Raw genomic sequence first — 25,531 nt, 5'->3', positions numbered from 1 at the left:
GTTCCGGGTCGCGGTCGAGTGTGGAAACATCCGCGCATGGCCAACTTCGGCGACTTTCAGTTGCAGATCTACCTGCAGGGAATGCTGCAGGGGACCAAGCCGGACATCACCACCGATCTGGCGCGGCTGGAGTCGCAGGCGGCGGGGAAGCTGTCCGCGGAGGCGATGGGCTACATCGTGCCGAGCGCGGGGAGCGGCGCGACCGCGCGGGCCAACCTGGTCGCGTTCGACCGGTGGCGGCTGGTGCCGCGGATGCTGCGGGGGAGTACCGAGCGCGACCTGAGCTGCACGATCCTCGGGACGCCGATGCCCGCGCCGGTGCTGGTCGCGCCGATCGGCGTCCAGACGCTGGCGCATCCGGACGGCGAGCTGGCGACCGCGCGGGCGGCGGACACGCTCGGGCTCACGTACACGCACTCGACCCAGGCGAGTCATGCGATCGAGCAGATCGAGGCCAAGAGCAAGTGGTACCAGCTGTACTACCCGACCGATCGCGACGTCTGTCTCAGCCTGCTGCGGCGGGCGAAGGCGAGCGGGTACGGCGTCCTGGTCGTCACGCTCGACACCGGGACGATCGGCTGGCGGCCCGCCGACCTGGACCGCGGCTTCCTGCCGTTCCTGACCGGTGAAGGGCTCGCGAACTACTTCAGCGACCCGGCGTTCGTCGCGAAACTGGCCAAGCCGATCGAGGACGACCCGGGCGCCGCGGTGATGCAGTGGGCGCAGATGTTCCCGAACGTCGGCCTGAGCTGGGACGATCTCGGCTTCCTGCGGGACAACTGGGACGGCCCGATCGTCCTCAAGGGCATCACCGCCGTCGAGGACGCCAAACTGGCCGCCGAGCACGGAGCCGACGGGATCGTCGTCTCCAACCACGGCGGCCGTCAGGTCGACGGCGCGATCGCCGCCCTCGACGCGCTGCCCGCGATCGCGGACGCCGTCGGCGAACAGCTCACGGTCCTGTTCGACTCCGGCGTCCGGACCGGCGCGGACGCCGCGAAGGCGCTCGCGCTCGGCGCCAAAGCCGTGCTGCTCGGCCGCCCGTTGATGTACGGCCTCGCCCTGGCCGGCCAGGCCGGCGTCGAACACGTCCTGCGCTGCTTCCTCGCCGAGCTCGACCTCACCCTCGCCCTGGCCGGCTACGCCAACCACCGCGAGCTCAACCGCGACTCGCTCACCCGCGCATGAAAGCCGTCATCTTCGACCTCGACAACACCCTCTTCGACCACACCGGCGCCGCCACCGCCGCCGTCCGCGCCTGGCTCCCCGAGCTCGGCGCCGACCCCACCGACGCCCTCCTCGCCGAGTGGTTCGCCATCGAGGACCGCGTCTACCCGCGCTGGCTCGCCGGCGAGCTCACCCACCAAGGCCAGCGCCGCGCCCGCCTGCACGAGTTCCTCCCCCTGGTGAACCACCCCGTCCCACCCACCGAGCAGGCCCAGGACACCCTCTTCGACCGCTACCTGCACCACTACCGCACCAACTGGATCGCCTACCCCGACGCCGAACCCGCCCTGAAACTTGCCCGCAGCAACAACTGGCGCACCGCCGTCCTCACCAACGGCGCCACCACCCAGCAAGCCGCCAAACTGGAAGCCATCGGCCTCACCCCCTACGTCGACGTCCTCCACACCAGCGAGTCCCTCGGCCTCAGCAAACCCCACCCCGACACCTACCTCCGCACCTGCCAAGCCCTCGGCACCACCCCCGCCCAAACCCTCATGATCGGCGACAACCTAGCCCTCGACGTCCAAGCCCCCCAATCCGCCGGCCTCCCCGCCCGCCACCTAACCCGCCCCACCAACACCCTCCTCGACCTGCTTCCAAGGCGGACCGACGAGATCGCCGAGGTGTTGCGTCCCTGCACAGATGAGGATTGGCCGCTGGACCGCGAACAGATCGGCCACGAGCTGCGGGACCCCTGGGAGTCGAGGCCCTGATCTGCAGCGGACCGCCAACACTCACCAACTCACGCCGAAGGTCTCGCCGCACGCTCAGAACCCGCCCGCCGGCGGGCCGACGAACGGGTTGATGAGTGGGGGCGGTCCGCCTGCGTCGCCTGGCCGGTATCGAGCGGGCCTTCGAAGCCCTGCCGGTCACCGATGCGATCGCTCGTACGTACGGCGCGATGGCTGCGACGGTCGCGGCGGCCGGCCGACAGCCGCGAGGCCGCTCCTTCGATCTCGTCATCGCGGCCACGGCGGCCACGCACGATGCCGCCCTCTACACGCGTAATCCGAAGGACTTCGCGCACCTGGACGATCTCGTGCAGGTGGTCGCCGTCTGAGCGTGTGCTCGGACGGCGACCTGCCGGGGGTCAGGCTTCGACGGTCCAGGTGTCGGAGCCGGTGATGAGGGACTGGAGGTCGCCGGGGCCCTGGGTTTCTTGGGCGGTGGTGATTTGCTGGCGGACCAGGTCGTCGTAGGCGGGGCGTTCTACTTGGCGGAAGATGCCGATGGGGGCCTGGTGCAGGATGCCGGCGTCGGTGAGGCGGGAGAGGGCGAAGGCGTAGGCGGGGTCGTCGGTGTGGGCGTCGTGGACGACGAGGTCGGACTCACCGCCGGGGAGGTCGGCGACCTCGCGGACGGCGAGGGAGGCGAAGCCGTCGCGGACGACGCCGAGGCGGCCGTCGACGCCGAACCGGATCGGCTCGCCGTGGCGCAGCGGGATGATCGCGTCGTCGCGGGTCTCGGGGTTCTTGAAGGCGTCGAAGGCGTTGTCGTTGAAGATCGGGCAGTTCTGGTAGATCTCGACGAACGAGGTGCCGCGGTGTTCGGCGGCGGCCTTCAGGACCGCGGTCAAGTGCTTGCGGTCGGAGTCGACCGTGCGGGCGACGAAGGTGGCCTCCGCGCCGAGGGCCAGCGAGACCGGGTTGAACGGCGTGTCCACCGAGCCCATCGGGGTCGACTTGGTCACCTTGCCCGGCTCGGACGTCGGTGAGTACTGGCCCTTGGTCAGGCCGTAGATCCGGTTGTTGAAGAGCAGGATCTTCAGGTTCACGTTCCGCCGGAGGGTGTGGATCAGGTGGTTGCCGCCGATCGACAGCGCGTCGCCGTCCCCGGTCACCACCCAGACGCTCAGGTCGGGCCGCGCCACCGCGAGCCCGGTCGCGATCGCCGGCGCCCGCCCGTGGATCGAGTGCATCCCGTACGTCGACAGGTAGTACGGGAACCGGGACGAGCAGCCGATCCCGGACACCATCGCGACGTTCTCGCGCTTGATCCCCAGCTCCGGCAGGAACCCCTGGAACGCGGCCAGGACGGCGTAGTCCCCGCACCCCGGGCACCAGCGGACCTCCTGGTCCGACACGTACTCCTTGCGGTTCTGCGGCGCGTCCGCGACCGGTACTCCGCGCAGACCGGCCGGCAGCCCCAGATCAACGGTGCTCATCGTGCTCCCTCCGTCTGCGCCTGGTGGTCCCAGTGCGTCAGCTGTGCCGCCGCCGTCCCGAGCTGGCGGGCGTCGTCGTCGATCCCCTCGGTCTCCTCGACCAGGTTGCCGATCACCTCGGCCAGCTCGGCCGCGCCGAGCGGCATCCCGCGGACCTGCGCGTACGAGACGACGTCGATCAGGTACTTCGACCGCAGCAGCATCGCCAGCTGCCCCAGGTTCATCTCCGGGACCAGCACCTTGTCGTAACTGCGCAGCACGTCGCCGAGGTTCGCCGGGAACGGGTTCAGGTGCCGCAGGTGCGCCTGCGCGACCTTCCCGCCGACCGCCCGGACGCGGCGGACGCCGGCCCCGATCGGCCCGTACGTCGAACCCCAGCCGAGGACGAGCACCTTCGCCGTCCCGTCCGGGTCGTCGACGTGCAGCGGCGCGATCGAGCGGGCGATCCCGTCGACCTTGGCCTGCCTGGTCCGGATCATCAGGTCGTGGTTGGCCGGGTCGTAGGAGATGTTGCCGGTCTTGTCCTCCTTCTCCAGCCCGCCGATCCGGTGGTCCAGCCCCGGCGTCCCGGGGATCGCCCACGCGCGCGCCAGCGTCTCCGGGTCGCGCAGGTAGGGCAGGTAGAGCGGCTTGCCGTCGGCGCCGGTCGCGTTCGGCTCGACGGTGAAGTTCGGTTCGATCACCGGCAGCGTCCCGACGTCCGGGATCTGCCACGGCTCGGACCCGTTGGCCAGGTAGCCGTCGGACAGCACGATCACCGGCGTCCGGTAGGTGACGGCGATCCGGGTCGCCTCGACGGCGATCGCGAAACAGTCCGCGGGGGACTGCGCCGCGAGCACCGGCAGCGGCGCCTCGCCGTTGCGGCCGAACATCACCTGCAGCAGGTCGGCCTGCTCGGTCTTGGTCGGCATCCCGGTCGACGGACCGGCGCGCTGGATGTCGCAGACCACCAGCGGCAGCTCGAGCATCACGCCGAGCCCGATCGTCTCCGACTTCAGGCTGATCCCCGGCCCGGACGACGTCGTCACGCCGAGCGCGCCCGCGAACGAAGCGCCGAGGGCCGCGCCGACGCCGGCGATCTCGTCCTCGGCCTGGATCGTCGTGACGTCGAACCGCTTCAGCTTGGACAGCTCGTGCAGGACGTCGGACGCCGGCGTGATCGGGTACGCGCCGAGCACCATCGGCAACCCGGCCCGCTGCGCGCCCGCCACCAGGCCGTACGCCAGCGCGAGGTTGCCGGAGATGTTGCGGTACGTCCCGGTCGCCATCTTGGCCGGTTTCACCTCGTACCGGACGGCGAACTCCTCGGCCGTCTCACCGAAGTTGAACCCGGCCCGGAAGGCGGCGATATTCGCGTCCCGGATCTCGGGCTTCCCCGCGAACTTCGTCTCCAGGAACGTGATCGTCGACTCGACCGGCCGCTGGAACAACCAGGACACCAGGCCGAGCGCGTACATGTTCTTCGCCCGGGAGGCGTCCTTGCGGGACAGCCCGAACTCCTTGACCGACTCCACCGTCATCCCGGTCAGGTTCAGCGCGACGACGTGGTACGCCTCGAGCTCACCGGTCTCCAGCGGGTTCTCGTCGTAACCGATCCGCTTCAGGTTCCGGGCGGTGAAATCGGCGGTGTCGACGATCACGGTGGCGCCGCGCGGGACGTCCTTGAGGTTGGCCTTGAGCGCGGCCGGGTTCATCGCGATCAGGACGTCGGGCGCGTCCCCCGGCGTCAGGATGTCGTGATCGGCGAAGTGCAGCTGGAAGGACGAGACCCCCGGCAGCGTCCCGGCTGGCGCCCGGATCTCCGCGGGGAAGTTGGGCAACGTCGACAGATCGTTGCCGAACGACGCCGTTTCCGCTGTGAACCTGTCCCCCGTGAGCTGCATCCCGTCGCCGGAGTCGCCGGCGAAGCGGATCACGACGCGGTCGAGCTGCTTGACCTCGATGGTCACTGTTCTCGTCATCTCCAAGTCGGCGCTTGGGCCGGCGCGAACCGGTCCCCCCAGGGCAGGGCGGTAACCCCAATATTAGTTCGCCTTCGGCCCGGAAACACGGGGCGGCCGTGCCGTCCACAGCCTGGGACGAGCGCCCGGGAACCCGGGATCTGTGCACCCGGCCCGTCACCCTGAGCAGCCGCTCGCTTGCGGAGGCGGACGGCGACGGGGCAGGGTGTCCTCCATGGTTCGCCGTCTCGTGGTCGCGCTCACCGGCCTCTCGCTCGTCCTGACCGCCTGCGCGGCCCCGATCGCCCCCGCGGACGCCGCCATCGGCATGGACCGATCGGCCGGTACGGCGTCCGTCGTCCAGCCGGCCTCGGCCGCCGCGGCCCGGAGCGCGAAGATCACCGGGATCAAGACCAGTAACGCGACCACCGGCGTGATCACGGTGCACGGCTCGGTCGTCCCGGCGCCCGCCGAGGGCACCCGGATCCGGCTGCACCAGCTGAACCCGGCGACCAAGAAGTGGCAGGAGATCGGCTACGGCCTCTCGAAGGGGACGACGGTCGTCGTCACGGTCAAGCAGCCCGGATCGGTCCGCGACTACCGGCTCGCCGTCTACGCCCAGGCGCCGTACCCGGCGGCGACGTCCTCGGTCGTGACGTTCCACCACTACGTCTGGCGCGGGCTGTTCAAGCGCGGCGTCCTCGCCTCCGGCGGCAAGGCCAACCCGCAGCTCACCGTCATCCCGCCGAACGAGGGCCCCCGGCGCTCCGAGGCGGACTTCCTCGCCGACAAGGGCGGCTTCGTCTGGGGCGAGGTCGACTCGACCGGCTGCAGCCACTTCAAGTCCTGGCTGGGCAACCTGACCGACGGCGACGCCCGCACCTCGGTGCACAACGGGCCGCGGGCCAAGGCGATCGCCTCGGTCCGGATGAAGATGGAGACCGAGAAGCCGGACTTCGCGGCCAAGATCCTCGGCGTCACCCGACTGCGGATGCAGGTCACCGACGTCTCCTCCGGCTACGGCCCTTACATCTCGGTCGACTCCTACCTGCTCTGCACCAACTAGGCTGTCGCACGTGTCCGAGAGCTATGGCGTCATCGCAGCGGTGGTGGCGCTCGGCCTCGTCGGCCTGATCGGCGCGTTCGCGCTCAACAAGGCCCTGACCGTCACCTACCCGACCGAGGGCAAGCTGACGACGTACGAGTCCGGCGTCGACCCGGTCGGCGAGGGCTGGGCGCAGGTCCACATCCGGTACTACCTGTTCGCCTACCTCTACGTCATCTTCGCCGTGGACGCCGTCTACCTGTTCCCGTGGGCAACGGTGTTCGCCGCCCTCGGCGTCGCCACGCTGATCGAGATGTTCGTCTTCCTCGCCTTCGTCGCGGTCGGGCTGCTCTACGCCTACCGCAAGGGCGTCCTGCGCTGGACCTGAACCGAATCCGGTCGCGCTGCGTATTGAGGATCGGTTGGGTCTCGTAAGGCAAGAGGTGACGGATCGTCAGCTTCCGGTCGCGTTCCGGTGGTTGCCCGATCACCGTAAGTAATTGCGTTGGGCAACAATCGGGTATACCGCTAACGGACTGCGTCCGCGCTGTCGCCAACGGCTCGATTCGCGGTTATCGTGATTACGCGGCGGTACGGGACACGTACAGGGCGGTGAGGCCATGAATTGGCAACTCTGGGTAGCAATCGGAGTCCTCGCGGCTGCCCTCCTGACCTATCTGCTGACCCGCGTCCGGCACGCGCAGCACGTCTTCGACGACATCACCCGGATCGATCGCCCGGCGGCCCCTGACGACGAGCTGGCGCCGCGCCGGGCCACTCGCGTCCCGCCCGAGCCCGGGCGGCACCGAAGGCACGGCTGATCAGCCCTGGCGCCCGCGCCAGGACGTGGAATGCCCGGTCCCCACCCGGGCTCCGCCCAGCACCGCTCACGATCGGTGGCCCGCACAGCGCCGCTCGTGAGCGGTGCACTGTCTGTCGTGGGTCAGTCGTTCGATGCGGCAACAGCCTGTGCTGGGTCAGTCGCTTGTGTCGGGCAACAGCCCGTGCTGGGTCAGTCGTTTAGTCCAGCAGACCGTCGCGCCGGGCCACCGCGGCCGCCTCCGTGCGGGAGCGGACGCCGAGCTTGCCGAGGATGTTCGACACATGCACGCTGACCGTCTTCTCGCTGATGTACAGCTCACGGGCCAGCTGCCGGTTCGTCCGGCCTTCGGCGAGCAGCTTGAGTACCTCGGTCTCGCGCGCGGTCAGCGCGTTGCCGCCGGCCCCCGGTCCGTCAGCGCCGCCGAGCGCCGCGAGCAACGACTTCGCGCCCAGGGCCCGCGCGGTCTCCGCGGCCAGCGTCGTCTGCTCGTTGGCCTCGGCAACGCGACCGGCCGCGCGGAACGCGTCGGACAGGCGGGCTCGCGACCACGCCTCCTCGTACACGTAGCCGTAGCCGCCGAACGCCTCCGCCGTCCGCCGCCAGACGGCGACATGCTCCTCCGGGGACGGCGGGTCGATGCCGGTCAGCCAGCGCAGCCGCTCCCACTCGGCCTCGAGCCGCGACAGCCAGGCCAGGCCCTCGACACCGAGCAGTCGGCCCGGCGGTAGGCCCTTCTCCGCGGTCTCCTGCCCGATCGCGACCAGCTCGGCGCCGCGCTGGACCAGCTCCTTCGCGGCCGACGGCTCGCCGACCGCGCGGTGGCAGAGCACCTGCAGACCGAGCGTCGAGAACCGGACCCGGCCGGTGAACAGATCGGTTTGAAAGATATCCGCGCACAGGGCGGTGACGTCCCTGAGCAGCTTCTCCGCGTCGGGGATCCGCTCCAGCTCCAGGTACGCCTCGACGGCCGGCTGCAGACCGATGACCGGGACCAGCACATCCAGATCCCACCACTTGCGCAGCATCACCAGCTCTTCGGCGACCGTGGTGTCACCGCGCGCTCCCCGCACGTTGGCCTCGACCGCGCGCAATGCGGCCGCGGACGCGCCCGGCGTACCGGAATCGGTCCGGGTGGTCGCGGTGACGGCGTCCCAGTCGCCGAGGGTGAACTGGGTCAGCGCCAGCATCCGCCGCGCGTCGAACCCGTACGCCGCCCACTGGCGGCCCAGCTCACCGGCACGCAGACAGGTGACGGCGAACGTCGCCTCGGCGGCCTGGAGGTCGCCCTCCTCGTACTGGATCGAGCCGAGCAGGAACCGGCTGCGCACCTCGGCCGCGGCGTCCCCGGCCAGCTGGGCCCGGACGGCGGCCTCCTCCATCTGGCGGGTCGCGGTCGCGGGGTCGCCGGCGCGGCGGCGCAGCTGGGCGAGCGTGATCCCGGCGTCCTCGGCGGCGGACTCCTCACCGGCCTCGCGGGCGATCTCGAGCGCCTTGTGCGCCCAGCGCTCGGCCTCCATCGAGCGGCCGAGCCCGGCCGAGACCCGCGCGTACAGCGAGGCGATCTGGGCCTTGAACGGGGTCGACGGCTCGTCGGCGACCTGCTTGAGCGCCTGGGTCGCGGCCTCGTTGGCCTCTTGGTCCTGGTCGATGATCAGCGCGATGTCCGCGAGCGGCAGCAGCAGCTGGGCGCGCTGCAGCTTCGGCGCGTCCGGCGGCAGGTCGGCGAGCGCCTTGCGGAGCAGCTTGACGCCGCGCAGGTGCTGCGAGGACAGCGTCGCAGCGAGCGCCGTCTCGGCGATCAGCCAGGTCTTGTCGATCGTGTTGTCGGGGGCTGCGTTCGGGAAGAGCTCGAGCGCCATCTCGTAGTGCTTGAGCCCCTCCTGCGGCGCGGCGACGGTGAGCGCCTCCTGACCGGCCCGGACGCGCGCCTCGAAAGCGGTCGCCAGGTCGTGAGAGCGGGTCGCGTGACCGGCGAGCTCGGCCGCCGTCCCCGCGACGGTCTGGTCCTTCAACGCCTGGACGTACGCCGCATGCTGCCGGACGCGCTCACCGGGCAGGAGGTCGTCGTACACGGCCTCGGCGAGCAGGGCGTGCCGGAAGTAGTAGCTGGCGTTCCCGGGGACGTCGATGATGTGCGCGTCGATCAGCTCGCGCAGCGCCTGGTCGAGCTGGCGGTCGGGCAGGCCCGCGACCGTCGTGAGCAGGGTGTGCGGGACGCGGCGCCCGGCGACGGCGATCACCCGCGCGACCTGGCGGGCGTCGTCCGACAGCGGGTCGAGGCGGACGAGCAGCAGATCGGCCAGATCCGGCGGGACGGCCTCGCCGTCGCCCATCGACGCGGCCGCGACCAGCTCCTCGGTGAAGAACGCGTTCCCGCCGGCGCGCTCCAGGATCCGGCGTACTTCGGTCTCCGGCAGCGGCTCGGTCACCAGCGAGTCGAGCAGCGAGCGAGACTCGGCGGCGTCCAGCGGGAGGAGGTTGACCCGGCGGACGCGCGGATTGCGGGACCACTCGGCGATCGGACGGCGGAGCGGATGCCGGCGGTGCAGGTCGTCGCTGCGGTAGGAGACGATCAGCGCGAGCCGCTGCGAGGTCAGGCGGGTGATCAGGAAACCGATCAGGTCCCGGGTCGAGTCGTCGGCCCAGTGGGCGTCCTCGACGATCACGACGAGCGGCTCGCTGGCGCTCAGCGCGGTGAACGCGCCGAGGACGGCGTCGAACAGCGCGGCCCGGTCGAGCTGGCCCTCCTGGGCGACGGGCTGCGCGCCGATCAGCCGGTGCGTCGGCAGCAGCCGGCCGATCGCGGGGAAGTTCTTCAGGACGCTCTCGACCAGCTCCGGCCGGTCGCCGGCCAGCCGGCCGAAGATCTCCGAGAAGGCCAGGTACGGCAGGCCGGCGTCCCCGAAGTCGGTGCAGTGCCCGACCAGGACGCCGAAGCCGCGCTCATGGGCCCCGGTCGCGACCTCGTCGAGCAGGCGGGTCTTGCCGACCCCGGCGTCCCCGGACAGCAGGACGGCGCCGGCCCGCCGCGTTTTCGCGTCGTCGACGGCGCTGATCAGGGTGGCCATCTCGGTCGAGCGGCCGACGAGAGGTGTCGAGGTCCAAGGCACGTTGTCCATCTTCGCCCCTGGAGCCGACACAAATCGACGGCAGCCCGTCCGATGGTCGCCACCGGCAACCAGAACGCCGTCCCGGATCGGACTGTTCCGATCGGGGACGGCGCCGGCGGTGGCCGCTTGAATCCGGGCGGCCGGCATCGTGATCACGCGACCGTGGTGGGTCGCAGAGCGCGGCGTGCGTGCCGGGGAGCCGGCTTCGCGGCCTGCTCCTCGGTCCGCACCCGGCGGGCGGTCTGCCGGAACAGACGCGTGGTCCGCTCGCGGCGCCAGGCGGTCTCGGCCTGAATGGTCTGCTGAGTCATGAACATGTGGTTATCTCCTCTCAGGCTTTCCGGCTGAACAGGTGGGTGAGGCTGCGCCGGCCGTTGGTCGTCCGGTGCGTCCGGAAGTCCCGGGCGAGGCGCTCCTTGCGGTAGGCGATCTCGGCCTGGACCGATGCGGTGTCGCTGAACATGTGTTCCTCCGTTTTCGCGGTGCCGGCTCCTTGCCGACAGGTGTAAATCTGCTCGTCTGAGGTGGACCCGCACATCCGAACTCCTCCCTATCCGCCACCCCAGGTCTCCTTAGGGCCCTCCTAAGGCCCCTACCAACGACTGCGCGGCCGGCTCCTGTGCTGGAGCCGGCCGCGCCGGTACTACGAGAACTGTTCGGGATCACATCGCCGGACGAGCGCGTAACTCCGGAGCGCAAACCTCCGGCTGCCGCGCCTTCGCCTTCCGCCGGAACCGGGAAGGCCGCTGAAACTCCTGCCGCAACTTCTCCTGCCGGTACCGAGCCTCAGCCATCACCAATTCACTGCTGAACGGATACATCGCTCCTCCGAAGAGCTGGTCGATGTCCCAACCGTGCGCTCCTGAGGCGAACCCCCACATCAGCACATCTCCCTAGGCGACGCCCGACGGCGTCCTTAGGCGGTGCCGTAGTCCAGGGTGAGCTGGTAGTAGGTGGGGTCGAGGAGGCATTCGGCATGCTCGGCGAAGCGGTCGTCGGCGGTCCAGCTGGTGCGCTCGGTGTGCAGGAAGAGGACGCCGGGGGCGCGGTCGAGTTTGGCGGCCTCGGCGGGGGTGAGGGGGCGGGTGGTGAGGCGTTGGTTGCAGTGGTCGGGGTGCAGGCCGGCGCGGGTGAGGGTGACGGCGATGGAGTCGTCGACGAGACCTTTGCGGGGGAGGTCGCGGAGCGGCTCGAGGGCGGGCACCCAGCTGCGCTCCCAGGCGATCGGGGTGTCGCCGACCAGCTGGAGCCGCTCGATCACGATCAGCTTCTCGGTGCGGAGCGCGCGATGCGACGTCCGCTCGTGCGCGATCCGGATCGTCTGCGCCTCGACGTCCAGCTCGGGGTCGGCGGGCGCGTGCGTCCAGCCGAGGCGACCGTCGAGCGGCCGCCCGTCGAACGCCGCGAACGATCCCTTCCCGCTGCGGGTGCTGATCAGCCCATCCCGCGCGAGGATCGCGAGCGCCGCGCGGATCGTGTTCCGGCTGACGCCGAAGCGGCGCGCCAGCTCGACCTCACCCGGCAGTCGCGCGCCCCGCCGGACCAGACCGGCCCGCAACTCCCGATCCAGGACGGCGGCGACCCGCTCGTGCTTCAGCCCTTCCGGCACCTAGAGAGCTTCCTGCCGGCGGACGGCGGACGCGCCCGCGACGAGCTGGACGACGAACCCGAGCACCAGCGCGAACAGGACGCCGAGGTTCGCGTACGCCCACGGGCCCTCCTTGCCGCCGAGCGGCCCGAGCAGATAGCCCTGCCAAGTCAGCCAGGACGCCGCCGAGTTGGTGACCAGCCCCCAACCGATGCCGGTGGCAACGATCATCGTCCCGACCGGCAGCCACCGGACGTCGCCGTACCGGCCGCGCGGGTCGAACAGGTCGGCGTCCGCGTAGTCGCGCCGCCGGGCCGCGATATCGGCCAGCATGATCCCGCACCAGGCCGCGATCGGGACGCCGAGCGTGATCAGGAAGCCCTGGAACTCGCCGAGGAACTCGTCGCCGAAGAACACCACGTAGATCGTGCCCGCGATCATCACCAGCCCGTCGACGAACGCGGCCACGTACCGCGGCGCCGGCAGGCCGATCGACAGCAGCGCGAGGCCGGACGAGTAGATGTCGAGGACGGCGCCGCCGACCAGCCCGAGCACGGCGACGATCACGAACGGCACCAGGAACCAGGTCGGCAGCGCGGCCGCCAGCGCACCGATCGGATCGCCCGCGATCGCGTCGCTCAGATCGGCCGACGAGCCGGCCAGCAGCAGACCGAACAGCAGCAGCACGATCGGCGCGACCGAGCCGCCGAACGTCGTCCAGCCGACCACGCCGCGGCTGGACGAGCGGCGCGGCAGGTAGCGGGAGTAGTCGGCGGCCGCGTTCACCCAGCCGAGGCCGAAGCCGGTCATCAGGAAGACGAGCGCGCCGATCACCTGCTGGGTCGAGCCGCTCGGGAGCGTCGCCACCATGTTCCAGTGGATCTTCTCCGCGACCAGGGCGATGTAGACGACCGTCAGGACGCCGGTGATCACCGTGATGACCGTCTGCGCGCGCATGATCAGGTCGAAGCCGAGCACTCCGCAGGCGACGATCAGGACGCCGACCACCAGGAGCGCGACCACCTTCGTGATCGCCCCGCCGCCCCAGCCGAGGCGCTCGAAGACCGTCGCGGTGGCGAGCGTCGCGAGAATCGTCAGCACGGTCTCCCAGCCGACCGTCAGCAACCACGCCACCAGCGAGGGCAGCTTGTTGCCCCGGACGCCGAACGCCGCCCGGCTGAGCACCAGCGTCGGCGCCGAGCCGCGCTTACCCGCGAGCGAGATCAGCCCGCAGAGCAGGAACGAGAACACGATCCCGATCACCCCGGCCACGACCGCCTGCCAGAACGAGATCCCGAACCCGAGCGCGAACGCGCCGTAGCTCAGCCCCAGCACCGACACGTTCGCCCCGAACCACGGCCAGAACAGCTGACTCGGCCGCCCCTTCCGATCGGCGTCCGCGATCACGTTCAGCCCGTTGCTCTCGACGGCGAACCCGCGGCTCTCGACCTGCTCACTCATCGCGTCTCCCCACCCCGAAATGAACCTGTTCAGTCCTGTTCAATCACGGTAGATCACAATGACCCCCATGCGAAGCGCGCCCGTCGACGGATTCGAACTCCACTACGACCGCACCGGCGGCGACGGCCCTCCGGTGGTCCTCCTCCACGGCTGGCCCGGCGACCGCACCGACCACCGCCTCCTCGCCCCCCTCCTCGCCAACCGAGCCCACGACGTCGTAACCCCCGACCTCCGCGGCTTCGGCGCCTCCCACACCCCCGCTCCCGGCGGCGACCACACGCCCCCGGGCGGCCCTGGTGCGTCTCCTCCCTCCTTTGATCCACAGCAGTTCGGCGCCGCCGGCCAAGCCCGGAGCGTGATCGGGCTGATCGAGGAGCTGGGTCTCGATCGTCCCGTGCTGGCGGGGTACGACGTGGGGAGCCGAGTGGCGCAGCACATCGCGCGCACGCACCCCGAGCTGATCGACGGTCTGGTGGTGGCGCCACCGCTGCCCGGGATCGGGAAGCGAGTGTTCTCGGAGCAGGCGCAACGCGAGTTCTGGTACCAGTCGTTCCACCGGCTGCCGCTGATCGAGGAGCTGATCGACGGGAAGCCGGACGCCGTCCGCACGTACTTGAACCACTTCTGGCAGCACTGGTCCGGGCCGGGGTTCGTACCGGAGCTCGACCATCTCGTCGAGGTCTACTCGCGACCGGGCGCGTTCACCGCGTCGCTCAACTGGTACCGCGGCGGCGCCGGCGCAGTCGCCGTCTCCGCAGCCGAAACCGCGCCCGCGTCGTACGACCGGATCAACGTGCCCACCGTCGTCCTCTGGCCGGAGTTCGACCCGCTCTTCCCACGCGCCTGGTCCGACCGCCTCGACGACTTCTTCAGCGACGTCCGCCTCCGACTCGTGGACGGCGTCGGACACTACGGGCCCCTCGAATACCCGGAAATCTTCGCCGAGGAGATCGCCGGACTAGGCTGACCTCATGCCCGAGCCCACGCCAGCGACCGACCTGCCGATGCCGGCCGTGCGCCCGGCGGTCGGCGCGCTGGCCAAGCTCGCGCCGCAGCCGGTCCGCTACCTGCTGAACTGGGGCCGCAAGTACTCGCTCTGGGTGTTCAACTTCGGCCTGGCCTGCTGCGCGATCGAGTTCATCGCGGCCTCGATGGGCCGGCACGACTTCATCCGGCTCGGCGTCATCCCGTTCGCCCCCGGCCCGCGGCAGGCCGACCTGATGGTCGTCTCCGGCACGGTCACCGACAAGATGGCCCCCGCCATCAAGCGGCTCTACGACCAGATGCCCGAGCCCAAGTACGTGATCTCCTTCGGCTCCTGCTCCAACTCCGGCGGCCCGTACTGGGACTCGTACTGCGTCACCAAGGGCGTCGACCAGATCATCCCGGTCGACGTCTACGTCCCCGGCTGCCCGCCGCGGCCCGAAGCGCTCCTCCAGGGCATCCTCAAACTCCAGGAGAAGATCGCCGGCGAGAAGCTCACCGACCGCTACGACGATCCGAGCCCGGCCGCCCTCACCCGCGAGCTCGTCCGTCCGCCGAGCGCCCCCGCCGGCTCCTCCGGTGACCAGGGGGCCGAGGCATGAGCGACGCGCTGGAGGCGCTGGCCGGCGCGGGGATCGAGGCGACCGCGGCGGACAGCTTCGGCCCGGCCGCGATCGATGTCCCGGCGACGGCCTGGGTGGCGGCGCACGAAGTCCTGCGGGACGCCGTCGGCCTCACCTTCTTCGACTTCCTGTCGGCCTCCGACGAGCTCACCGACGGGTTCCGGATCGTCTCCCACCTGGCGGACTTCTGGGGCGGCGCGCATGTCGAGCATCTGCTCGTCCGCACGCTCATCCCGCGCGACCAGCCGACGCTCGGCACGCTCTCCGACCTGTACGCCGGGGCCAACTGGCACGAGCGCGAGACCTTCGAGATGTTCGGCATCACCTTCGAGGGCCACCCGAACCTCGTCCCGCTGCTGCTGCCCGACGGGTTCGAGGGCAACCCGCTGCGCAAGGAGTTCGTGCTCGCGTCCCGCGTCGCGAAGCCCTGGCCCGGCGCCAAGGAGCCCGGCGAGTCCGACCACGCTCCTGCCGGCGGCGCTCCCAGCCGCCGCCGCACGCTGCCGCCCGGCGTCCCGGACCCCGAAACCTGGGGCCCCCGCCCGCCCGGGACGCCCGACCCAGACCCGCTGGCCCCCGCCCAAGCTGCCGCCACACCAGCCCGCCCCCGCCGGGCCGGCGGCCCCCCAGGCGAACGCCGCGCCCGTCGCCAGGCCAGCGCGCCCACGGAGCCACCGCCCGAGGCTGAGCCGCGCGATCAGGCCGGCGGCAGCGAGTAGTAGAAGACCTGCTCGTGCGTGATCAGGCCGTGCACGACGGTGTAGAGCGAGATCTTGGTCGTGCTCGATCGGACGCCGGTGTCGACGTGACGCTCGTCGAAGGTGAAGCGGACGGCGAACTGGTCGTCCAGCACGAACGGGCCGAGTAGCTCGACGCCGATGTACTCCAGCTGCGCGTTCAGCCGACGGGCGTTGTCGAGGATGGCCTGGTGGCCAACGAGCTCGGAGCCGCCCGGTTCGATCGGTGCGACCCGGGTCAGGTCCGGTGTGGTCAGAGCGAGGGCGGCATCGAGACGCCCCGCGCGGAAGGCCGCGACGTACCGTTCCGCCACCTCAGCCGTGCTGAACACGCGGAAGCGGTCGGCGTGCTCAACCGCCCATTCGGCGAAGCTGAGCGCGGGGCGGCCGGTCAGCGCGGCGACTGTGGTGGTGACCGGCTCAGGGGTGTCAACCAGCGAAGCCCAATAGGCGACGGATGAGTCGGCTAGCGCCGTGTCGGCACCCAGATCGAGCAGCTGTTGCCGCGCCTCGTCACCGGCCAACTCCTCGACGCGCAGCGGCCGGCCGACGGCGTCGGCGATCGCAGCGACCTGCTCCTCCTGAGTGAGTGTCTCCGGCCCGGTCAGCTCGTAGCTCTGGCCGATGTGACGGTCGTCCAGCAACGCCAGTACGGCGACCGCCGCGATGTCCCGCTCGTGGATCAACGACCGAGCCGCCTTCGGATACGGCAGCCGGACGACGTCGCCCGCACGGATTTCCGCCGCCCACGCCTGTGCGTTGACGGCGAACCCACTTGGCCGCAGGAAGGTCCACGCCTTCCCTGCGGTCCGCAGCTCCTCCTCGACCGCGCCCCACACCCCGCCGTCCGAGGCGCTCAATGCCGAGAGGTAAACGACCCGCTGCGGCAGCAGCGGCACTACCCCCGCAACGCCGTCCGCTGCGAACGACGGCCACAGCAGAAACGCCGCATCCGCTCCGTCCGCTGCCCGGCGGACGGCGTCCGGGTCGTAGAGATCGCCGACGACGAGTTCGACGTCCGGGTGTAGGCCGGCGAGGTCCGGCGTCCGGACGAGCGCGCGGACGGCGACGCCCTCCGCACGCAGACCCTCGACGACATGGCGGCCAACGCGGCCGGTGGCTCCGATGACTAAAACTGTGCTCATGTCGTCGAGCTTGCGACCTCAACGGCGGTTCAGGTCAAGCCGGAGTCGATAGAGTGACGGGCATGCTGGAGTTCGTGGTGCGGGTGGTCGGCGTGCTGGTCGCCTTCCTGGTGGCTCCGCTGCTGGTCGGTCAGGCCGAGCACAAGGTGATGGCGCACATGCAGTCCCGGCTCGGCCCGATGTACGCCGGCGGTTTCCACGGCTGGGCGCAGCTGGTCGCGGACGGCGTGAAGTTCGTCCAGAAGGAGAGCGTGACCCCGGCCGCGGCCGACAAGCGCGTCTTCGAGTGGGCGCCGTACGTTGCCATCCTCCCGTACCTGGCCGCCCTGGCCGCGATCCCGATCGCGCCCGGCATCGTCGGCGCCGAGCTGGACTCCGGCCTGTTCTTCGTGCTCGCCGTGATGAGCATCGGCGTCCTGGGCTCGCTGATGGCCGGCTGGGGGAGCGGCAACAAGTACAGCCTCCTCGGCGGGCTCCGGGTAGCGGCGCAGCTGATGAGCTACGAGCTCCCGTTCGTCCTGTCCGCCGCCAGCGTCGCCGTCGCCGCCGGCTCGCTCAGCCTCACCGGCATCGCCGACGCCTGGAACCCCTGGTGGCTGCTCTGGCAGCTCCCCGGCCTGGTCGTCTTCTTCATCGCCGGCCTGGCCGAGCTCCAGCGCCCGCCCTTCGACATGCCCGTCGCCGACTCCGAAGTCATCTTCGGCCCCTACACCGAATACACCGGCCTCCGCTTCGCCCTCTTCCTCCTCGCCGAGTACGCCGGCATCGTCGTCCTCTCCGCACTCACGGCCGTGCTCTTCCTCGGCGGCTGGTCCGGCCCCGGCCCCGACTCCCTCGGCTGGCTCTGGACCATCCTGAAAACCGCCCTAGTCGCCCTCCTCGTCATCTGGGTCCGCGTCTCCTTCCCCCGCCTCCGCGCCGACCAACTCCAAAAGCTCGCCTGGCAGGTCCTAGTCCCAGTAGCGCTGGCTCAGCTGGCGCTGACCGGCGTCGGCGTCGTCGTCTTCTGACGCGAACCGCCCCCACTCACCAACCTCGTCCCTGCGCCCCAATTCCAACCGAGCTGAGCGTGAACACCACCACGTCACCAGAGTTGGTGAGTGTCTGACGTCCGCCCCAAGTCAGCGCCTCCGCCGTAATGCTCCCCACCCACTGACCAGCAGCCCCACCAAACCGCCCACGATCATCCCGGCCAGCCCCGCCACCGGAGTCATCACCACCGCCGAGTCCACCCACTCGGTCCGATCCGGACTCCCGAAATACGCCAGCCCGACCGCGGCGAACATCATCACCAGCGCTCCGATGACAGCCCCGGCCAACGGCGGGATACACCCCATCCCTCGACGGTAAACCCGAGCCCACCTCCTGAAAACCGCTGAGCTATTTCGTCCCGGTCAGTCGGTATCGGCAGGTCTCTGCTCGGCTCGAAGAGGAGCTTCGCTGACGCTGTGTGCGTAGGGTTCGGCGCGTCGGGTGGGAGAGAACGGTTAGTGTCCTCGGTGTAGGGGACTGTCGACGGGGAGGTGGAGCGGTGGGTGTGCCGGGTAAGGGGTTGTTCGACGGGCTGAAGGTCACTGCGAAGACCTTGGGCCGTCGGGCGGTGACGGAGCAGTATCCGGAGGTGCAGCCGGAGCTGCCGCCGCGGTCGCGCGGGGTGATCGCGCTGATGGAGGAGAACTGCACGTCGTGCATGTTGTGCGCGCGTGAGTGCCCCAGCTGGTGCATCTACATCGACTCGCACACGGAGACGGCGCCCTCGGTCGGGGAGCAGGCGCGGGAGCGCAGCCGGAACGTGCTGGATCGGTTCGCGATCGACTTCAGTCTTTGTATGTACTGCGGGATCTGCATCGAGGCGTGCCCGTTCGACGCGTTGTTCTGGTCGCCCGAGTTCGAGTACGCCGAGACCGAGCTGCGCAACCTGACGCACGAGAAGGAGCGTCTGCGCGACTGGATGTGGACGGTGCCCGCGCCGCAGCCGATCGATCCGGGGCCGTCCGTCACAGCGTCGGAGGGCGACGCGTGACGACTGCTCTGTTCGCCGTCGCCGCGGTGCTGGCGGTGGCTTCGGCCGTACTGGTGGTGACGTCGCGCCGGATCGTCCATGCGGCCTTGTGGCTGGTGGTCACGCTCGGCGCGGTCGCCGGGTGCTTCGGCGCCCTGCATGCCGAGTTCGTCGCGCTGGTCCAGATCCTGGTGTACGTCGGCGCGATCGTCGTCCTCGTCCTGTTCGCGCTGATGCTGACCAAGGCGCCGACCAATCCGCTGCCCACGTTGACGACGGCGCGCAGCCCGTTCGCGGCCGCGGTCGCCGGCGTCCTCGCGCTGCTGCTGGGCACCGGTGTAGTGCTTGCCTTCGGCAAGGAAAAGATCGGCCCGGTGCCGGCCGGTTCCGCGGAGACCGTCGGGACGTCGATCTTCAAGACCTGGGTGCTCCCGTTCGAGATCCTCTCCGTGCTGCTGCTGGCCGCGCTGATCGGCGCGATCGCGTTGTCCCAGCGGAAATCCGGGGAGCGCTGAGATGCCGCTCGTCCTGCCACTGCTGCTCGCGGTCGTCCTGTTCTGCCTCGGCGTGTACGGCGTCCTGGCGCGCCGCAACGCGGTCACCATCCTGATGTCGCTCGAGCTGATGCTGAACGCCGTCAACCTGAACCTGATCGCCTTCGACGCCTGGCGCCTCGACGGCCTGGCCACCGGCCAGACGCTCGCGGTCTTCGTGATCACGCTGGCCGCCGCCGAGATCGGCCTCGGGCTGGCGATCGTCCTGCTGCTCTTCCGCGGCCACGGGCACGTCGACGCGGACGCCGCCCGCGACCTGGTCGAAGCGGATGACCGCGAGGAGTCGCCGACGTGATCGCGACCGTCTGGCGGGTGGCCGGCGTCGGCTTCGCGCTCCTCCTGCTCCTGATCGCCGCCCTGCTGTACGGCGACCCCGCGAGCCAGCATGCCTTCTTGAGCTCACAGATCGGTGACCTGACGATCGGGTTCGCCGTCCGCACCGACGACCTGACCGTGCTGTTGCTCGCGGTCGTCGGCGTCGTCGCGACGTGCGTCCAGATCTACTCCCTCGGGTACCTGCACGAGCGCGCGGCGTCGTACCACGCGCTCGTCACGCTCTTCACCGCCGCGATGGCGGCCGTCGTCGTCGCGGACAGCCTCTTCCTGCTGCTGATCGGCTGGGAGGTGATGGGCGCCTGCTCGTACCTGCTGATCAGTCACTACTGGGAGCGGCGCGAGGCCCGCTCCGGCGCGGTCAAGGCGTTCCTGATGACGCGGCTCGCGGACGTCGGCTTCCTGTTCGGCATCTTCGTCCTCGGCGTCGGCGCGGGCACCTTCCGGCTCTCCGAGCTCGACCCGGCCCAGCTGTCGCCCGGCCTCCTGACGACCGGAACGCTGCTGCTCCTGGTCGGCGTCGTCGGCAAGTCGGCCCAGGTCCCCTTGCAGACCTGGCTTCCGGACGCGATGCCCGGCCCGAGCCCGGTCAGCGCGCTGATCCACGCCGCGACGATGGTCGCGGCCGGCGTCTTCCTGATCGCCCGCCTGTACGACGTGTTCGCCGCTTCGGCCGTCACGATGACGGTCCTGGCGATCATCGCCTGCGTGACGATGATGTTCGCCGCGTTCTGCGCCGCGGCCGCCGTCGAGGTGAAGCGGGTGCTCGCCTGGTCGACGGTCAGCCAGCTCGCGATCATGTTCGCCGCGCTCTCCCTCGGGACGCGCGAAGGCCGGCACGCGGCCCTGTTCCACCTCGTCACGCACGCGGCGTTCAAGGGGCTGCTGTTCCTCTGCGCCGGCGTCCTGCTGCACCAGGTCGGCAGCGCGGCCTTCGTCGTCCTCCGGCGCTACACGCGCCGCGGCCGGCTCCGGAAGGCGCTGCCGGTCACGTTCGGCACGATGACGATCGGTCTCGCGGCGCTGGCCGGCGTCCCGGGGTTCGCCGGGTTCTTCTCCAAGGACAGCGTGCTCGAGGCGGCCTGGGAGCATGCGCACGGCGGTTCCGTCCTCGGTTGGGCCGTGCTGGTCTCGGTCGGGCTGACCGCGGGCCTGACGGCGTTCTACTGCATGCGTCTGTGGCTGTGGACCTTCTTCCGGACGCCGGCCCTCGCCGGAGCCGTTGGCGCGTTCGAGGCCGACGACCCGATGGCCGATCTCGAGGATCCGGACACCTCGAAGCTCAAGGACGCTTCCTGGTTGATGCTCGCGCCGCTCGTCCTGCTCGCGCTGGGCGCCATCGGCCTCGGGTACGTCGACGGCCTGCATCTGAACTGGGTGGTCGCGCTCGCGTCGACGGTCCTGGTGATCTTCGGCGTGCTCCCGGCGTACTCGCTGTGGTCGCGTGGCGCGGATCCGCGGCCGGTGCTGCTGGAGCGCGAGTTCGGGGTCGACCGGGCGTACCACGCGCTGTTCGTCGTACCGGTCCGCTGGTTGAGCAGGCTGAGTGTGCTGGGGGATCGCGACGTGGTCGGAGCGTACGTCCGGGCCGTCGGCCGCAGCGGCACGCTGGCATCGCAGGGCTTCCGGCTGCTGCAGACCGGTAACGTCCAGACCTACCTCACCGCGGCGGTGGTCGGCGTCGTCGCCCTCGCCGTCCTCGCGGGGGTGATCGCCGGATGATGGTCACCGTGGGGAACGACGGCTTCGCGGCCGGCGTCCTGCTCGCGATCCTCGCCCTGCCCATGCTGGCCGCGCTCGCGCTCTGGGCCCTGCCCGTTCAGCTCGGCGAGCGGCTGGCCGCCCTGTACGGCGCTGTCGTGTCCGGCCTGGTACTCGTCGGCTCGCTCCTGCTCTGGACGCCGGCGAGCGGCTGGTTCGCCTACGTCTCCAGCGGCGAGACGCCTGGTGACCAGGTCAAGCCGCTGCACGGCGTCACCGATGTGCCGTGGATCCCGTCGCTCGGCGTCCGGTTCCACGTCGGGGTCGACTCGATCTCGGTGCCGCTGATCGTGCTGACCGCGTTGCTGACGTTCCTGTGCTGTGTCTACTCGCTGAAGATCACGCCGCGGATCGGCCGGATGCGGTCGCTGATCGCGTTGCTGCTGGTGATCGAGGCGGGCGTGATCGGCGCGTTCAGCGCGATGGATCTGGTCCTGTTCTTCGTCTGCTTCGAGATCGTGCTGATCCCGATGTGGCTGATCATCGACATCTGGGGCGACGACCACGATGCCCCGGGACGAAAGCGCGCGGCGACGACGTTCGTGCTGATGACCGTGTTCGGGTCCGCGCTGATGCTGCTCGGGTTCCTGCTGGTCTTCCGGCAGGCGGGTACGTTCGACCTGGTCCAGCTGACGAACTCACCAGTCCTCGGCGGCCACGGCGTACCGCTGGCCGCCGCGCTGCTGATCGCGGTCGGGCTCGCGGTGAAGGTGCCGCTCTGGCCGCTGCACATCTGGCTGCCGGATGCGCATGCCAAGGCGCCGACGGTCGGCTCGGTGATCCTGGCCGGCGTGCTGCTGAAGCTGGGTACGTACGGCCTGATCCGGATCCTGGTCCCGGTGCTGCCGGATGCGACCGTCACGATCGCGCCGTACCTGGGCGGGTTCTCGACGGTCGCGATCATCGCCGGTTCGCTGGCCTGCCTGGGGCAGACCGACGTGAAACGCCTGATCGCGTACTCCAGCGTCGGCCACATGGGTTTCATCGGCCTCGGGATCGCCACGCTGTCACCGGCCGGGATGAAGGGCGCGCTGTTCGCGAACATCGCGCACGGCATCATCACCGGCCTGCTGTTCTTCCTGGCCGGCGCGATCAAGGACCGCCACGACACCAGCGACCTCGCGACCATCGGCCGGGCCCTGTACGCACGGCTGCCGCGGATCGCGGCCCTGCTGACGTTCGCCTGCCTGGCGTCACTCGGGCTGCCCGGCCTGGCCGGTTTCTGGGGCGAGATGCTCGTCCTGCTCGGCGCCTACGACCCGGCCTCGTCATTGCCGCGGGCAACTTATCTGGTCTTCATGGTGATCGCCGGGATCGGGACGGTGCTGACCGCGGCGTACTTCCTGCGGCTGGTCCGCAAGCTCTGCCAGGGTGATCCGGCTGAGCACCCGGCCGGCGCCTTCGCGGTCGACCTGAGCCGGATCGAGCTCATCACCTGGACGCCGCTGATCACGCTGACCGTGCTGCTCGGGGTCTGGCCCGGCCTGCTTCTGCACCAGTGGGGGAGCCTGTGACGCTGACCTGGACGGACTGGCAGGCGATCGCCGTACCGCTGGTGCTGGCGATCGGCGCGGTCGCCGTGCTGCTCATCGACGCGTTCTGGCGCAGCTCTCCGGCGCAGCTCCGGCATACCGTCGTGACGCTGCTGACCGGTGCGGTGATCCTGTTCGGCCTGGGTTTCGTCTGGGCGCAGCGGGACGACTTCAAACCGGCCTTCTGCCGGCCCGCGATCGAGGGGCCGGCCGAGTGCAGCCTGGTCTTCGAGCCGCTGACCGCCGGGCTGTGGGGCGTTCTCCTGCTCGGCGGGCTCGGGGTGGTCGGGCTCTCGGCGTACCGGCTGCTCGCCTCCGACATCCCGGTCGGGGAGTACCACTTCCTGCTGCTCTGCGCGCTGGTCGGCGCGACGACGCTCGCCGGCGCGCGTGATCTGGCGACGGTCGTGATCGGCCTCGAGGTCGTCTCGCTGCCGAGTTTCGCGCTCGTCGCCCTCCGGCGGGACCGGCGCGGCTCCGAGGCCGCGATGAAAGCCTTCCTGGTCTCGGTGCTCTCGACCGCGGTGATGCTGTTCGGCATCTCCTACCTGTACGGCGTCACCGGCTCGCTCTACCTGACCACGATCGCGAACCGGCTGACCGGCCTCGACCCGGCCATGCAGCGGGTCGCGTTCGCCGCCGGGCTGTTCGTGGTCGTCGGGTTCGCCTTCAAGATCGCGGCGGTGCCGTTCCACGGCTGGCTGCCCGACACGTACGCCGGCGCCCCGGTCGAGGTGACCGCCTTCCTGGCCGTCGTCTCCAAGTCGGCCGGTGTGGCCGGCCTGCTCGTCCTCGTCAGCACCGGTCTCGCTCCCGACGGCTCCGACCTGCGCCTGGTGATCGCGATCCTGGCCGCCGTCACGATGACCGTCGGCAACCTGGCCGCCCTCCGCCAGCGCGAGGCCGTCCGCCTGCTCGCCTGGTCCTCCATCGGCCAGGTCGGCTTCCTGCTCGCACCGCTGGCCGTCGGTGACGCCCAGGCCGTCGTCGGCTATCTGGCCGCGTACGTCGTCGTCACCCTCGGCGCCTTCGGCGCGGTCGCCGTCGTCCAGCGCCACCGCCCGTCCGGCCTACTGACCGACTACCGCGGCATGGTCCGCTCCGAGCCCGGCCTCGGCGTCGCGCTGATCTTCTTCCTGGTCGTGCTCGCGGGGCTGCCGCCGGGCCTGGCCGGTCTCTTCACCAAGTTCGCCGCCTTCCAGGCCGTCATCGACGCGCACCTCGGCTGGCTCGCCATCGTGATGGCCCTCAACGTCATGATCGGCCTGGCCGTCTACCTCCGCTGGATCGCCGAACTCTTCCGCCTCCCGGTCGACGACCCTTTCGCCGTCGACATCGAAACCCCCGCCGTCGCCATGATCACCCTCTTCACCGCGGCCGCCGTCGTCGTCTCCATCCTCCCCAGCACCCTCTTCGCGCTGGCGACATGACCGGGCCGCTACGCCTGACCGTCGTCCAGCTCCGGGGCGACGATCGCTGGAACAGCGTCGCCGTCATCGACGGCCGCGACTACCCGGACCGCGAGTCCTACGACCGCGTCGTCAACGCGGCCTTCGAGCTACTCGACGACCTCGGCATCCCCGCCCAGCTGGAAACCGAGCTGATCCGGCCCGACGAACCGCCGTCCCGCCTCCCGAGCTGGCCCGACTACGTCACCCAGCAGCGTTGGTGAGGTACGCCTCGTACTGGGCCCAGACCCGGCGCCACAGCTGATCGCGCTGGGCGGCGTCGTACTGGGGGAGGGGGAGGTGGAACTCGTCGGCGAGCAGGGCGAAGTAGTCAGCCGGGGTTTCGATGATGCTGTTGTCGACGTGATCCCGGGTGATCTCGGTCCGGCCGACGGAGCGGAGTACGACGACCGAGTGCGCCTTGCGGCGGAACGCGGACGCCGTCCGCCGGAACGGGGACTGCGGATCGCCCGACAGCTCGGCATGCTTGGCGGCAAACGCGTCGAGTGTGACGGTCGCGTCCTCGAAGTCCATCCCGATCAGGCTCGCGCGGGAGTCGTGGTCCAACCGCCAACCGACCGTTTTCCCCGACCTGCGCAGGCCCAGCTCGAACGGCTCCTGATGCGCGCGGCCGATCTCCAGCGGGATCGGCCGGATCAGACCGTCGCCGAGCCCGGCGTCCACCAGCCAGACCCGATCCGGATCCTCGGCCAGCCCCTGAACAGTGAGCACCAGATGACTCGCGTCGACCGCGCCGGCCCGGTTCGGCGTCTCGACCCCGCCGCGATGCATCCGGACGCCGTACCCGAGCTGGGTGAGTAGGACGCCGAGCACACCGTTCAATTGGAAGCAGTACCCGCCCGACTCGCGGCCGATGATCCGCCGCGCGGTCTCCTCCAGGTCGAGCGGCGTACCAGGCGCCAGCTGGTACTGGATCGACTCGTACGGCACCTGATCGACGAACGCCTCGTGCACCCGCTCGAGCCCCTCGAGCCGCGGCGGCCCGCCGAGATCGTCCAGCCCGATCCGACGCAGGAAGGCGGAGGTATCCATA

26 protein-coding genes and 1 pseudogene are annotated in these 25,531 nt (G+C 70.4%); 17 read left to right on the top strand and 10 right to left on the bottom strand.

Translation table 11 applies throughout. From position 1 onward, the window contains the following. Nucleotides 1-36: 36 nt before the first annotated feature. The 3 genes from ACZ6ZD_RS04730 to ACZ6ZD_RS04720 all read left to right on the top strand — a co-directional run bounded on the left by ACZ6ZD_RS04730 (nt 37) and on the right by ACZ6ZD_RS04720 (nt 2,287). Nucleotides 37-1,188, top strand: a complete 1,152-nt coding sequence (locus tag ACZ6ZD_RS04730; RefSeq protein ID WP_465668361.1) for an alpha-hydroxy-acid oxidizing protein — start codon at nt 37-39, stop codon at nt 1,186-1,188. After that, a complete protein-coding gene (locus ACZ6ZD_RS04725; protein WP_465668359.1) occupies nt 1,185-1,940 on the top strand; it encodes an HAD family hydrolase in 756 nt (251 codons plus the stop codon). Before ACZ6ZD_RS04730 ends, ACZ6ZD_RS04725 begins: the two co-directional genes overlap by 4 nt. Nucleotides 1,941-2,035: 95 nt before the next feature. Beyond that, nucleotides 2,036-2,287: a PIN domain-containing protein gene (locus ACZ6ZD_RS04720; protein ID WP_465668357.1), complete on the top strand. Its 252-nt coding sequence runs from the start codon at nt 2,036-2,038 to the stop codon at nt 2,285-2,287. A gap of 30 nt (nt 2,288-2,317) precedes the next feature. Here ACZ6ZD_RS04720 and ACZ6ZD_RS04715 read toward each other — a convergent pair whose 3' ends face one another. Together ACZ6ZD_RS04715 and ACZ6ZD_RS04710 are read right to left on the bottom strand one after the other, a co-directional pair. Beyond that, nucleotides 2,318-3,391 carry a 2-oxoacid:ferredoxin oxidoreductase subunit beta gene (locus tag ACZ6ZD_RS04715; RefSeq protein WP_465668355.1) on the bottom strand — a complete coding sequence of 358 codons (1,074 nt, stop codon included), beginning with the start codon at nt 3,389-3,391 and terminating at the stop codon, nt 2,318-2,320. Next, complete coding sequence (locus tag ACZ6ZD_RS04710; RefSeq protein ID WP_465668353.1) at nt 3,388-5,352, bottom strand: 2-oxoacid:acceptor oxidoreductase subunit alpha; 1,965 nt, start codon at nt 5,350-5,352, stop codon at nt 3,388-3,390. The genes ACZ6ZD_RS04715 and ACZ6ZD_RS04710 overlap by 4 nt, the downstream gene beginning before the upstream one ends. A 214-nt stretch (nt 5,353-5,566) precedes the next feature. Here ACZ6ZD_RS04710 and ACZ6ZD_RS04705 point away from each other — a divergent pair, with 214 nt between their 5' ends. The 3 genes from ACZ6ZD_RS04705 (at nt 5,567) to ACZ6ZD_RS04695 (ending at nt 7,197) form a co-directional block, all read left to right on the top strand. Continuing rightward, entirely contained in the window at nt 5,567-6,397 is an 831-nt protein-coding gene (locus tag ACZ6ZD_RS04705; protein ID WP_465668351.1) for a hypothetical protein, read from the top strand. Between the two features lie 10 nt (nt 6,398-6,407). After that, nucleotides 6,408-6,764 carry an NADH-quinone oxidoreductase subunit A gene (locus tag ACZ6ZD_RS04700; protein WP_465668349.1) on the top strand — a complete coding sequence of 119 codons (357 nt, stop codon included), beginning with the start codon at nt 6,408-6,410 and terminating at the stop codon, nt 6,762-6,764. Between the two features lie 232 nt (nt 6,765-6,996). Next, nucleotides 6,997-7,197 (top strand): hypothetical protein, encoded by a 201-nt coding sequence (locus tag ACZ6ZD_RS04695; RefSeq protein WP_465668347.1) that lies wholly within the window; start codon nt 6,997-6,999, stop codon nt 7,195-7,197. A 199-nt stretch (nt 7,198-7,396) separates the two neighbouring features. Here the strand turns inward: ACZ6ZD_RS04695 and ACZ6ZD_RS04690 are convergent, their stop codons facing one another. From ACZ6ZD_RS04690 to ACZ6ZD_RS04670, 5 genes are all read right to left on the bottom strand, one after another. Further along, on the bottom strand, nt 7,397-10,318 hold the full coding sequence (locus ACZ6ZD_RS04690; protein ID WP_465668345.1) for a helix-turn-helix transcriptional regulator: 2,922 nt from the start codon (nt 10,316-10,318) through the stop codon (nt 7,397-7,399). Nucleotides 10,319-10,461: 143 nt separating this feature from the next. Continuing rightward, complete coding sequence (locus tag ACZ6ZD_RS04685; RefSeq protein ID WP_465668343.1) at nt 10,462-10,620, bottom strand: hypothetical protein; 159 nt, start codon at nt 10,618-10,620, stop codon at nt 10,462-10,464. 20 nt (nt 10,621-10,640) lie between these two features. Then, nucleotides 10,641-10,772, bottom strand: a complete 132-nt coding sequence (locus ACZ6ZD_RS04680) for a hypothetical protein (protein ID WP_465668341.1) — start codon at nt 10,770-10,772, stop codon at nt 10,641-10,643. Between the two features lie 453 nt (nt 10,773-11,225). Beyond that, entirely contained in the window at nt 11,226-11,918 is a 693-nt protein-coding gene (locus ACZ6ZD_RS04675; RefSeq protein WP_465668339.1) for a GntR family transcriptional regulator, read from the bottom strand. Beyond that, the gene (locus ACZ6ZD_RS04670) at nt 11,919-13,358 is read right to left on the bottom strand and encodes a purine-cytosine permease family protein (RefSeq protein ID WP_465668337.1); all 1,440 of its coding nucleotides are present in this window, start codon (nt 13,356-13,358) and stop codon (nt 11,919-11,921) included. 67 nt (nt 13,359-13,425) lie between these two features. Between ACZ6ZD_RS04670 and ACZ6ZD_RS04665 the strand changes: the two genes are divergently transcribed. From ACZ6ZD_RS04665 to ACZ6ZD_RS04655, 3 genes are read left to right on the top strand one after another with little or no spacing between them, the layout of a single operon-like run. Next, the gene (locus ACZ6ZD_RS04665; protein ID WP_465668335.1) at nt 13,426-14,325 is read left to right on the top strand and encodes an alpha/beta fold hydrolase; all 900 of its coding nucleotides are present in this window, start codon (nt 13,426-13,428) and stop codon (nt 14,323-14,325) included. A gap of 4 nt (nt 14,326-14,329) precedes the next feature. Continuing rightward, on the top strand, nt 14,330-14,944 hold the full coding sequence (locus tag ACZ6ZD_RS04660; protein WP_465668333.1) for an NADH-quinone oxidoreductase subunit B: 615 nt from the start codon (nt 14,330-14,332) through the stop codon (nt 14,942-14,944). Beyond that, on the top strand, nt 14,941-15,684 hold the full coding sequence (locus ACZ6ZD_RS04655) for an NADH-quinone oxidoreductase subunit C (protein WP_465668331.1): 744 nt from the start codon (nt 14,941-14,943) through the stop codon (nt 15,682-15,684). Before ACZ6ZD_RS04660 ends, ACZ6ZD_RS04655 begins: the two co-directional genes overlap by 4 nt. On the opposite strand, the gene ACZ6ZD_RS04650 is transcribed toward ACZ6ZD_RS04655, so the two are convergent. Continuing rightward, the gene (locus ACZ6ZD_RS04650) at nt 15,663-16,847 is read right to left on the bottom strand and encodes an NmrA family NAD(P)-binding protein (protein ID WP_465668329.1); all 1,185 of its coding nucleotides are present in this window, start codon (nt 16,845-16,847) and stop codon (nt 15,663-15,665) included. The two genes, ACZ6ZD_RS04655 and ACZ6ZD_RS04650, sit on opposite strands and share 22 nt — an antisense overlap. A gap of 62 nt (nt 16,848-16,909) precedes the next feature. Here ACZ6ZD_RS04650 and ACZ6ZD_RS04645 point away from each other — a divergent pair, with 62 nt between their 5' ends. Next, entirely contained in the window at nt 16,910-17,857 is a 948-nt protein-coding gene (locus ACZ6ZD_RS04645) for a complex I subunit 1/NuoH family protein (protein ID WP_465668327.1), read from the top strand. Between the two features lie 111 nt (nt 17,858-17,968). Here the strand turns inward: ACZ6ZD_RS04645 and ACZ6ZD_RS04640 are convergent, their stop codons facing one another. Further along, a complete protein-coding gene (locus ACZ6ZD_RS04640) occupies nt 17,969-18,184 on the bottom strand; it encodes a hypothetical protein (RefSeq protein WP_465668326.1) in 216 nt (71 codons plus the stop codon). A 329-nt stretch (nt 18,185-18,513) separates the two neighbouring features. Between ACZ6ZD_RS04640 and ACZ6ZD_RS04635 the strand changes: the two are divergent. The 7 genes and pseudogenes from ACZ6ZD_RS04635 to ACZ6ZD_RS04605 form a co-directional block, all read left to right on the top strand. Next, nucleotides 18,514-18,729, top strand: a pseudogene (locus ACZ6ZD_RS04635) (4Fe-4S binding protein); the annotation flags it as partial. A 137-nt stretch (nt 18,730-18,866) separates the two neighbouring features. After that, on the top strand, nt 18,867-19,364 hold the full coding sequence (locus tag ACZ6ZD_RS04630) for an NADH-quinone oxidoreductase subunit J family protein (protein ID WP_465668324.1): 498 nt from the start codon (nt 18,867-18,869) through the stop codon (nt 19,362-19,364). Between the two features lies 1 nt (nt 19,365). After that, a complete protein-coding gene (gene nuoK / locus ACZ6ZD_RS04625; protein ID WP_465668322.1) occupies nt 19,366-19,698 on the top strand; it encodes an NADH-quinone oxidoreductase subunit NuoK in 333 nt (110 codons plus the stop codon). After that, nucleotides 19,695-21,458 carry an NADH-quinone oxidoreductase subunit 5 family protein gene (locus ACZ6ZD_RS04620; RefSeq protein WP_465668320.1) on the top strand — a complete coding sequence of 588 codons (1,764 nt, stop codon included), beginning with the start codon at nt 19,695-19,697 and terminating at the stop codon, nt 21,456-21,458. Before nuoK ends, ACZ6ZD_RS04620 begins: the two co-directional genes overlap by 4 nt. Continuing rightward, complete coding sequence (locus ACZ6ZD_RS04615) at nt 21,455-23,011, top strand: complex I subunit 4 family protein (protein ID WP_465668318.1); 1,557 nt, start codon at nt 21,455-21,457, stop codon at nt 23,009-23,011. Before ACZ6ZD_RS04620 ends, ACZ6ZD_RS04615 begins: the two co-directional genes overlap by 4 nt. After that, nucleotides 23,008-24,459: an NADH-quinone oxidoreductase subunit N gene (locus tag ACZ6ZD_RS04610; protein WP_465668316.1), complete on the top strand. Its 1,452-nt coding sequence runs from the start codon at nt 23,008-23,010 to the stop codon at nt 24,457-24,459. Before ACZ6ZD_RS04615 ends, ACZ6ZD_RS04610 begins: the two co-directional genes overlap by 4 nt. Further along, nucleotides 24,456-24,701: a hypothetical protein gene (locus ACZ6ZD_RS04605; protein ID WP_465668314.1), complete on the top strand. Its 246-nt coding sequence runs from the start codon at nt 24,456-24,458 to the stop codon at nt 24,699-24,701. Before ACZ6ZD_RS04610 ends, ACZ6ZD_RS04605 begins: the two co-directional genes overlap by 4 nt. On the opposite strand, the gene ACZ6ZD_RS04600 is transcribed toward ACZ6ZD_RS04605, so the two are convergent. After that, nucleotides 24,682-25,530, bottom strand: coding sequence for an arylamine N-acetyltransferase family protein (locus ACZ6ZD_RS04600; RefSeq protein WP_465668312.1), 849 nt, complete (start codon nt 25,528-25,530; stop codon nt 24,682-24,684). The genes ACZ6ZD_RS04605 and ACZ6ZD_RS04600 overlap by 20 nt on opposite strands. Nucleotide 25,531: the final 1 nt, after the last annotated feature.

This window comes from Kribbella sp. NPDC104218 (assembly GCF_055584105.1).
Note: the sequence above shows the minus strand (reverse complement) of the source record. Positions and strands in the feature narration are given on the sequence as shown.